This window comes from Arsenicicoccus sp. UBA2120 (assembly GCF_002330965.1).
GTDB lineage: Bacteria > Actinomycetota > Actinomycetes > Actinomycetales > Dermatophilaceae > Arsenicicoccus > Arsenicicoccus bolidensis.
On the sequence record NZ_DCYC01000080.1, the window covers coordinates 61,160 to 70,616 of the forward strand.

General features: G+C 71.9%; 10 protein-coding genes. 6 read left to right on the forward strand and 4 right to left on the reverse strand.

The window, feature by feature from the left end:
* Nucleotide 1 precedes the first annotated feature (1 nt).
* From narH to B2P18_RS13675, 4 genes are read left to right on the forward strand one after another with little or no spacing between them, the layout of a single operon-like run.
* On the forward strand, nt 2–1,759 hold the full coding sequence (narH, locus tag B2P18_RS13660) for a nitrate reductase subunit beta (protein WP_239265510.1): 1,758 nt from the start codon (nt 2–4) through the stop codon (nt 1,757–1,759).
* Complete coding sequence (gene narJ / locus B2P18_RS13665; protein WP_286961175.1) at nt 1,756–2,499, forward strand: nitrate reductase molybdenum cofactor assembly chaperone; 744 nt, start codon at nt 1,756–1,758, stop codon at nt 2,497–2,499. The genes narH and narJ overlap by 4 nt, the downstream gene beginning before the upstream one ends.
* Nucleotides 2,496–3,248, forward strand: coding sequence for a respiratory nitrate reductase subunit gamma (narI, locus tag B2P18_RS13670; protein WP_286961177.1), 753 nt, complete (start codon nt 2,496–2,498; stop codon nt 3,246–3,248). The genes narJ and narI overlap by 4 nt, the downstream gene beginning before the upstream one ends.
* Nucleotides 3,245–3,649, forward strand: coding sequence for a hypothetical protein (locus B2P18_RS13675; protein WP_019286571.1), 405 nt, complete (start codon nt 3,245–3,247; stop codon nt 3,647–3,649). Before narI ends, B2P18_RS13675 begins: the two co-directional genes overlap by 4 nt.
* 104 nt (nt 3,650–3,753) lie before the next feature.
* Here the strand turns inward: B2P18_RS13675 and B2P18_RS13680 are convergent, their stop codons facing one another.
* Nucleotides 3,754–4,365 (reverse strand): hypothetical protein, encoded by a 612-nt coding sequence (locus B2P18_RS13680; RefSeq protein WP_286961180.1) that lies wholly within the window; start codon nt 4,363–4,365, stop codon nt 3,754–3,756.
* Between the two features lie 71 nt (nt 4,366–4,436).
* Between B2P18_RS13680 and B2P18_RS13685 the strand changes: the two genes are divergently transcribed.
* Entirely contained in the window at nt 4,437–5,846 is a 1,410-nt protein-coding gene (locus B2P18_RS13685) for a DUF4185 domain-containing protein (RefSeq protein WP_286961182.1), read from the forward strand.
* Nucleotides 5,843–6,241, forward strand: coding sequence for a Rid family detoxifying hydrolase (locus B2P18_RS13690; RefSeq protein ID WP_239262302.1), 399 nt, complete (start codon nt 5,843–5,845; stop codon nt 6,239–6,241). The genes B2P18_RS13685 and B2P18_RS13690 overlap by 4 nt, the downstream gene beginning before the upstream one ends.
* Here the strand turns inward: B2P18_RS13690 and B2P18_RS13695 are convergent.
* The 3 genes from B2P18_RS13695 to rpmE all read right to left on the reverse strand — a co-directional run.
* The gene (locus B2P18_RS13695) at nt 6,238–8,448 is read right to left on the reverse strand and encodes an alpha-galactosidase (RefSeq protein ID WP_286961184.1); all 2,211 of its coding nucleotides are present in this window, start codon (nt 8,446–8,448) and stop codon (nt 6,238–6,240) included. The genes B2P18_RS13690 and B2P18_RS13695 overlap by 4 nt on opposite strands.
* A gap of 168 nt (nt 8,449–8,616) precedes the next feature.
* Complete coding sequence (locus B2P18_RS13700) at nt 8,617–8,868, reverse strand: hypothetical protein (protein ID WP_239262298.1); 252 nt, start codon at nt 8,866–8,868, stop codon at nt 8,617–8,619.
* Nucleotides 8,869–9,376: 508 nt separating this feature from the next.
* The coding region (gene rpmE, locus B2P18_RS13705) for a 50S ribosomal protein L31 (RefSeq protein WP_286961188.1) at nt 9,377–9,457 on the reverse strand (81 nt) is incomplete at its 5' end.

The window sequence follows — 9,457 nt, forward strand, 5'->3', positions numbered from 1 at the left end:
CATGAGAGTCATGGCACAGATGGCCATGGTCATGAACCTCGACAAGTGCATCGGGTGCCACACCTGCTCGGTCACCTGCAAGCAGGCGTGGACCAACCGGGCCGGCACCGAATACGTCTGGTTCAACAACGTCGAGACCCGCCCCGGCCTGGGCTACCCGCGACGCTACGAGGACCAGGATGAGTGGCAGGGCGGCTGGGTGCTCGGCAAGAACGGCCGGCTCAAGCTCCGCGCCGGCGGCCGGTTCAAGAAGCTGCTCAACATCTTCGTCAACCCCAAGATGCCGTCGATCCAGGACTACTACGAGCCCTGGACCTACGACTACGAGACGTTGCTCAACGCGCCGGCCGGCAAGCACTTCCCGGTCGCGCGGCCGCACTCGCTGATCTCCGGCAAGCCGATGAACATCTCCTGGTCGGCCAATTGGGACGACGACCTCGGCGGCTCGATGGAGACGATGCACCAGGACGTGATGCTCAAGGGCATCGAGGACAAGGTCACGACCGACTTCGAGTCGACCTTCATGTTCTACCTCCCCCGCATCTGCGAGCACTGCCTCAACCCCTCGTGCGCGGCGTCGTGCCCCTCGGGCGCGATCTACAAGCGCGAGGAGGACGGCATCGTCCTCGTCGACCAGGAGCAGTGCCGCGGCTGGCGCATGTGCATCTCGGGCTGCCCCTACAAGAAGGTCTACTTCAACCACAAGACCGGCAAGGCCGAGAAGTGCACCTTCTGCTTCCCGCGCATCGAGGTCGGGATCCCGACCGTGTGCTCGGAGACCTGCGTCGGTCGCCTCCGCTACATCGGGCTCGTCCTGTATGACGCCGACCGCGTCCTCGAGGCCGCGTCGGTCGAGGACGACCAGGACCTCTACGAGGCGCAGCGCTCGGTGTTCCTGGACCCGCGCGACCCGGCGGTGGTCGCCGAGGCCGAGCGCGCCGGCATACCGTCCGACTGGATCACGGCCGCGCAGCGGTCCCCGGTCTATCGCCTGATCAACGACTACAAGGTCGCGCTGCCGCTGCACCCGGAGTACCGCACGATGCCGATGGTCTGGTACATCCCGCCGCTGTCGCCGGTCGTGGACGCGCTGGCCGGGTCCGGGCACGACGGCGAGGACAAGGACAACCTGTTCAACGCCATCGAGACGCTGCGCATCCCGATCGAGTACCTCGCCAACCTGTTCACCGCCGGGGACGTGAAGCCCGTCGACGGCGTCCTGCGCAAGCTGGCCGCCATGCGGTCCTACATGCGCGACATCAACCTCGGGCGCGACCCCGACGGGTCGATCCCCGCGGCCGTCGGCATGGAGGAGGAGGACATGTACGACATGTTCCGCCTGCTCGCCCTCGCGAAGTACGAGGAGCGCTATGTCATCCCGACCGCGCACGCCGAGGAGGCGCACGCCCTCGAGGAGCTCGCCACCGAGTGCTCGGTCAGCGACTACCAGACCGGCAACCAGGGCGCGTTCGGCGAGGGCTCGGGGTCGCTGACCCCGATCGCCGTCGAGAACTTCCAGATGCTGCAGGCCCGCCAGACCGCCGACACCCTCGTCGGCGGCGGCTCCAAGGAGGGCCGGGTCAACCTGCTCAACTGGGACGGCAAGGGCATGCCCGAGGGCCTCTTCCCCGGTCAGGGTGGCAGCCTCGGCGCCGGGATCTCCGAGGAGGCCCGCCGCGAGGGCGAGGGCATGCCGATGGGCTCCGACCCGAGCGCCTCGCACGACCGCGGTGCCATCCCGCCCGAGGACATCCGGTGAAGGTCGCCCTGCGGCGTCGCAAGCAGGCCGCCCTGCCGGTCGGCACCGACGAGATGCAGGCCGCCTGGCAGTGCGCGTCGCTGCTGCTCGGCTACCCGGACGAGGAGCTCCTGCGCCACCTGCCGGTGCTGCGCGACACGGTCGCACAGCTGCCGGCGCCGGTGGGGGAGCCGCTCGGTCGTCTCGTCGCGACCATCTCCGCGGCCGTGGAGGCGGGGGAGCTGGACGTGGTGCAGAAGCGCTACGTCGACACCTTCGACTACACGCGCCGGTGCGCGCCCTACCTGACCTACTTCGCGCACGGCGACACCCGCAAGCGCGGGATGGCGCTCGTGCAGTTCAAGCAGACCTATCGCCGGGCCGGGGTCGAGATCGGTGACGAGGAGCTGCCCGACCACCTGTCGGTGGTGCTGGAGTTCGGCGCCACCGTCGACCTCGAGGCCGCCCTCAAGCTGGTCCTCGACCACCGCGCCGGGCTCGAGGTCCTGCGCCTCGCGCTGCTCGACCGCGGCGTCCCGTGGGCGGACGTGCTCGTCGCCGTGTGCGCCACCCTGCCGTCGCTGGACGGTGACGAGCAGACGGCGGTCGCGCGGCTGGTCGCGCAAGGGCCCCCGTCGGAGGACGTCGGGCTGGCGCCATACGAGATCGACCCCCGGCTCAACCCCCACCCGGCCACCGACCCATCACCCGAGGAGCTCGAGGCCGAGCTCCTGCAGCACTCGCAAGGAGGGCGCTCATGAACACCCTGCTCTGGGTGGTGTTCCCCTACATCTGCCTGACGATCTTCGTCGTCGGTCACCTCTGGCGCTACAAGTACGACAAGTTCGGCTGGACCACGCGCTCGAGCCAGCTCTACGAGGACCGGCTGCTGCGCTGGGGCTCGCCGATGTTCCACTTCGGCATCCTCTTCGTCGTGATGGGGCACATCATGGGCCTGCTCGTGCCGAAGTCCTGGACCGACGCCGTCGGGATCTCGCAGCCGGTCTATCACTTCCTCGCCCTGTCGGTGGGCCTGCTCGCCGGCTTCCTGACCCTCGTCGGCATGGCGATTCTGATCTATCGCCGCCGCACCACCGGCCCGGTCTTCTCCGCCACGACGCCGATGGACAAGGTCATGTACGCCTTCCTCGTCGTCGTCATCCTGCTCGGCCTGGCCAACACGCTCGGCTGGCACGCCCCCGGCATCAACAACCTCGGCGGGCCCGCCGAGCACTACAACTACCGCGAGGGCGTCTCGATCTGGTACCGCCAGTTCCTGACCTTCCACCCCGACGCGGACCTCATGGCGGCGGCGCCGCTCGGCTTCCAGCTGCACACGCTCGTGGCGTGCATCCTGTTCGCCCTGTGGCCGTTCACGCGGCTCGTGCACGTGTTCTCGGCGCCGCTCGGCTACGTCACCCGGCCCTACATCGTCTATCGCTCGCGCGACCGTCGCCCCGGTGCGGGCGTCGGCAGCCGGGCCCCGCAGCGCGGGTGGGAGAAGGTATGACGGACCAGCCGTCTCGCGGCTCGGCCGGCGGCTCGGCACGCGGCTCTGCCACCGGCCGGGACCCGGAGACGCCCGAGCTGCTGCCCAACCTCGTCGAGCTGGTGGACGAGCTGATCGGGGAGGCGCACGCCTCCTCGTCGGGGCGCGCCACCCAGTCCGTGATGCACACCGACCTGCTGCGGACGGTGGTGATCGCGCTGCGCGCCGGGGCCACCCTGGCCGAGCACGAGGCGCCGGCCGCCGCGTCGCTGCAGGTGCTGCGCGGCGAGGTGACGCTGGGCACCGGGTCGGTGGACTTCCACCTGACGACAGGGCTGTTCACGCCGATCCCGCACGAGCGGCACTCGGTGGTGGCGCACCAGGACTCGGCGCTGCTGCTGACGGTGGCCACCGGTCGCTGACCCAGCCATCCCCTGAACCCCTGAACCCTTGAAGATCGTGAGGGTTTGGTCCAAGAATCTTGGACCAAACCCTCACGATCTTCGGGGTTCTGGGGGTCTGGGGTTCAGGGGGTGAGGTCGACGCTCCGGAGGGCGCGCCGCAGCCCCGAGGTGGGATAGCTCGAGACGGGAGCCTGGGCGATGACGGTGATCGTGCCGGCGGGTGTCTCGGTGCTGAGCGCCTCCACGTGCAGCCCGGTCGAGGTGTTGACGTAGACGAGGTGGGCCGGCCGCCCCTCCCAGGTGGTCGTCGTGACGATCCCGCTGGCCGAGCCGGCGTCGCGGCTGCCCCCGGTCCGCGCGATCGTCCCGGCCGACTGCTCCGCCGTGGTCTCCGCGGTGGGGGCGACGATCAGGCCGAGCGAGGTCTGCGGGTTGCCCTTGGGGTCGGTGAGCCGCTTGTAGGTCCAGCCCTTGCGCGGTGCCGCGGGCCCCGCGTCGGCCTCCGTCATCGCGGCCGGCGCCACGAGCGACACGGGACCCCATCGCCGCGGGGTCTCGCCCACACCGGCCGGTTGCGGCGCCAGCAGCTCACGCACCCGCGAGGACTGGTCCTGGGCCGAGCGGGCGGCGGCGCCGGTCAGGGTCGGGCTCGGCGCCGGGTCCGAGGCGCACCCCGCGAGCAGCAGCCCCGCGGCCATGAGGGTGACCGTGGAGGAGGTGGCGCGTTGCGGCATACGGGGCATATGCGAACCCTAGGTGATCAAAGCAGTGCCATGCGTGCCCGTCGCGCCCGTAGCGTGCCCGTATGACGCCAGCGCGGGGGACGCGGCGCACGAGTCGTGCCTGCGGGCTGCTCGTGCGCACGACGCTGATCACCCTGGTCGCGGTCGGCGGCACCGTCGCGCCCGTCGGGACCGGCGCTCTGGGCGGGCGCGACGTGACGGCGATGGCGCTCGACGGGCCGAGGGGACCCGCGTCGGGCCCCGCCCGCGGCCCCGCCCCCGGCGCAGCGCGACCCGCTCTCGCCACCCCCTCCGCCCGGCGACCTGATCCCCGGGTGACGCCCCCGCCCACGAGCGCCGGTCCCCGCCCGGTCGCCCCGGTGACCACGACCCTGCAGACCGGCTGCGCGGCACGAGGGTCCTTCGACTCGGTCGAGGCGATCAACCGGGCCGTCGACCAGCTGCACGTGGCCCCGACCTTCCTGGGCGCCGACGTCGGGGCGGGGGCCCGGCTCCAGGACGGGCGCCGGCTCCTGCTCTTCGGCGACACGCTGCGCTCGCCGGACGTCGCGGGGCACCGGTTCGTCCGCAACTCCATGCTGCTCGTCAGCCCCGGCTGCCTGCGGGCCGTCCTGCCCGCCGGTCGTGGGGCGATCGTGCCGGACCGCGCCAGGCCGGCGGGGAGCACGGGCGCGGTCGTGGGCTACTGGCCGATGTCCGTCACGGTCACCCCGCGCGCGGGGCAGGACCTGGTGACGGTGATGCTGCAGCGGGTGCGGACGACCGGGGGAGGGACCTTCGACTTCGAGAACCTCGGCCCGTCCGCCGCGCTCTTCACCGTGGGCCGGGGTGGCACCCCGCAGCTCCTGCGGCTCGTCGACCTGGGGCCGGACTCCCCCGACGTGACCCGCCCGGCCTGGGGTGCCGCCTCGGTCCTGTCCGACGGCTGGCTGTACCTCTACGGGACGGCGGGCTCGACCGAGGCGATGACCTTCGGGCGCTCGCTGCGCGTCGCTCGGGTCCGGCCGGACCGGGTGCTGACCCGGTCCGAGTGGACCTACTGGGACGGCAGGGGGTGGTCGCGGTCGGCCGCCGCCGCGGCGCAGCTGATCCCGGCGGTGAAGGGGACCTCCCAGACCCTGTCCGTCTTCGCGCAGGGCGGTCGGTGGTACGCCCTCAGCAAGCGGGACGACTTCCTCGGCCGCGACCTCACGGTGTGGACCGCGCCGACCCCGTGGGGGCCGTTCGACACGGGCCGGACCGTCGCCGACCTGCCCTCCGACCCGGAGACGGGGGTGCTGCGCTACATGCCGCTCGCGCACCCCGACCTGCTGCCCGAGCCGGGCACGGTCGTCGTGTCCTACAGCCGCAACAACACGGACCTCGCCACGGTCCTCGCGGACCCGTTCTCCTACCGGCCGCGCTTCCTGCGCGTCCGGCTGCCGGTGGGCGAGGTGCGCTCCACCCGGTATGCCGGAAGGCTGGCCCCATGACTCGAAGCACCGTGCACGCCGACGCCGCCCCCGCCCCGGTCGGCCCCTACTCGCACGCCGCGAGCAGCGGCGAGCAGGGCCTGCTCCACCTCTCCGGCCAGACGCCCATCGACCCCGCCACCGGCCGGCTTGTGGACGGGGACGTGAGCACGCAGGCGAGGCAGGTGTTCACCAACCTCCAGGCAGTGCTCGCCGCCGCCGGCCGCACGCTGGACGACGTGGTCAAGGTCAACGTCTACCTGGTGGACATGGCCGACTTCTCGGCGGTCAACGAGGTGTACGCCACCGTGTTCGCCGAGCCGTATCCCGCCCGGACCACGGTCGCCGTCGCGGGCCTGCCGCTGGGCGCGCGGGTGGAGATCGAGCTGGTGGCGGGGCACCCGTCCGTCCGCTAGTCCGTCGTCAGGTGGAGGACGACGATCTCGTCGGGGGACATCGCAGGTGCCTCCACCCCGACCGCCTGCAGCGAGCGACCGCGCAGCAGCGCGCCCTCGTCGCCGGGCCACCAGGCGGGCGGTTGCGGCATACCGTGCGGCGGGCGGCTGGGCGTCACGTCCCGGACGCGGTAGCGGCGGTCGGGGTCGAGCCCGGCGAGGCGCATCCGGCCGATGGGGTCGACGATCGCGCGACCGGTGGACACGACGGCGAAGAGTGCCTCGTCCTGGGTCGGGGAGACAACGCCGTGGACGTGCAGCTCGGGCACGACGTCGTCCAGGCGGACCACGGCGCCGGAGTGCAGGAGCTCGCGGTGGTGCTTGTAGAAGCGGACCCAGTCGCCGAGCTCCGCGAGCTCCGCGTCGGAGGCGCGGGCGAGGTCCCACTCGATTCCGAGGTGTCCCCAGACGGCGGTGCCGGCGCGGAAGTGCAGGGTGTGCATGCGGCCCGTCGTGTGCGAGGCGCCCGAGGCGATGTGCGAGCCCATGAGCTCCGGGGGGACGAGCTGCTGGGTCCAGCGGTGCATCACCTGACGCTCGAGGGGGTCGATGCAGTCCGACGTCCAGATCCGGTCCGTGTGCTCGAGGACGGCGAGGTCGACGCGCGAGCCACCGGAGCTGCAGGCCTCGATCTCCAGCCCGGGGAAGCGGTCCTTGAGCTCGGCCATGAGCCGGTAGGCGGCGAGCGTCTGCTCGTGCACGCCCGCACGCCCGGAGGGTGCCGTGCCGGCGTCGACCAGGTCGCGGTTGTGGTCCCACTTGATGTAGCCGATGGCGTAGGTCTCGAGCAGCGCCACCATCTGGTCGCGGACGTGGGCGTAGGCCTGCGGGATGCCGAGGTTGAGCACCTGCTGGTGGCGGCTCTCCACGGGAATCCGGTTGCCCGTGGCCATGATCCACTCCGGGTGCGCGCGGGCCACGTCGCTGCCGAGGTTGACCATCTCGGGCTCGAACCAGATGCCGAACTCCATGCCCAGCCCGGTGACGTGGTCGACCAGGGGGCCGAGGCCGTCGGGCCACATGTCGGGGGAGACGACCCAGTCCCCGAGGCCGGCGTGGTCGTCGCGGCGGGCGCCGAACCAGCCGTCGTCCAGGACGTAGCGCTCGACGCCGAGGGCGGCGGCGCGGTCGGCGAGGTCGGTGAGGCGCGCCAGGTCGTGGTCGAAGTAGACGGCCTCCCACACGTTGAGGGTGACCTTGCGGTCGGTCTGCGGGTGCGTCGGCCGTGACCGCAACCAGCCGTGGAAGCGCGCGGCCTGGGCGTCCAGGCCGTCGCCATACGCGCCGAATATCCAAGGAGAGCAGTAGGACTCGCCCGTGGCCAGCCGCATCTCGCCGGGGAGCAGCAGCTCGGACCCGCCGATCACGGTGCGGCCGTTGAAGAGTCGCTCGGCCCAGTGGCGATGGTTGCCGGACCAGGCGGTGTGGACGCCCCAGACCTCACCGTGGCGGAACCCGAATCCCTTTGTCCCAGCAGAGAGCACGTAGGCCGCGTCGGCGCCCGTGCGTCCCTTGCGTCCCTCGCGCAGGTGCTGCCCGACGGTGAACTCCTTGCGCTGGGGCGCGCGTTCGGTGCCCCAGTGCCCGGCCAGGTCGTGAATCTCGTTGGCCTGGTTGGGGACCGGGAGGGTGAGTGCCAGCTCGTCGAGGGCGTAGTCGGTGTCGCCGTCGTTGGTGAGCGTGGCGCGCGTGCGCACGAGTCCCGTCGCCAGCAGCTCGATCTCGATGGTCAGGGTCAGGCGCGCCTCGTCGTCGCGGGCGGTGACGTGGAGCGCGCCGGCGCCGAGGGTGGTGAGCGTGCCGTATGCCGTCGCGCCGGCCGCTTCGTCGGTGCGGGCCTCGGCCGCGGTCACCGTGAAGCGGGGCGACCAGCCGGACCCGTCGTCGCGGCTGCCGCTGATGCCTGGCCGACCGGACCAGCCGGCGTGGTGCTCGGGCAGGACCGCGACCCGGACGGGGACGTCGACGTCGTTGCCGCCGCGGCCGTAGGTCGTCGCCAGGACCAGGGTCGCCGCCTCGTCGGCGTCGAGGTCGGGGAGGGCGGCCCCCCAGTGGGCGATCGAGGGGAGGCGGGCGTCGGACAGGTCGAGCAGCAGGGAGACGCCCCCGCTGGTGAGGTGGACCTGGCAGTCCTGGCCGGAGCCGGTGGTCAGGGCGTGAGAAGGCATGCCCACCAGCCTGTCACCTCACGGCGTCTACGCCAGTCGAGCCGACGCCCTCCCGCCGACTGGTCAGCTCCGGGCGGCGCGCCCCGCCGACTGGTCAGCTCCGGGCGCCGCGCCCCGCCGACTGGTCAGTTCCCGACGTCGGGAACTGACCAGTCGGCGAAGGGTGGGTCAGTGCTCGTGCACGTGGTCGCCGTGCTGGTGGTGCCGGTGGCCGTCGTGGAGGTGGTCGACGTGGTCGTCGTGCTCGACGGTCTCGCAGCCGTCGCCCTCGGTGTGCTCGCCCTCGTGGTCGGCGTGGACCGAGACCTCGGGGTGGCGCTCCTCGCCGTGGACGTGGTCGAGGTGGTCGTCGTGCTGCACGGTCTGACAGCCGTCGCCGGCGAGGTGCTCGTGGTCCATGACGTCGGTGTGCTGGGTCATGGTCCCCTCCTGCTGTTCGTCGCGCCGCCACGGGTGCGGCGCCCCTTGCGGGCGTGGTCCGCCACGCCCGAGGCTCACTCTAGGACCCCCCGCCTGTGGGTCTCCTGTGACCCAGGCATCGCACGATCCCGTTGTCTGATAATGGTTTTCGCTCCGCCGTGCAGCCGGCGTCGTGGCGCGGATCGCTGGACCAGCAGCATCGGCATCGCTGTGACCGACGTCTCACCCACCCGCATCTCGACCCCTCCTCGCCATTGGTCACCAATGGGCGGATCCGAGCCGTTTGGATCGTTCAGATGCGTGATTGGTGACCAATGGCGTGGGCGGGGGTGGGCGGCTGAGCCTGCGTGCGTCATTGGTGACCAATGGCGGCGCGCCGGGGAGGGGCGGGGTCCGGCATACGGCGATCGCGGCCCGCTCCTCCCGGCCGAAGGGGAGGGGCGAGCCGCGACCTGGGTCCGCGCGGAGAGACGGTGCGCGGGGTCTGTGGGGCCGTTGGCGGTAGGCGTCAGCCGCGGCGGTAGCGGCGGTTGAAGCGCTCGACGCGTCCGGCGGTGTCCATGATCTTCTGCTTGCCCGTGTAGAACGG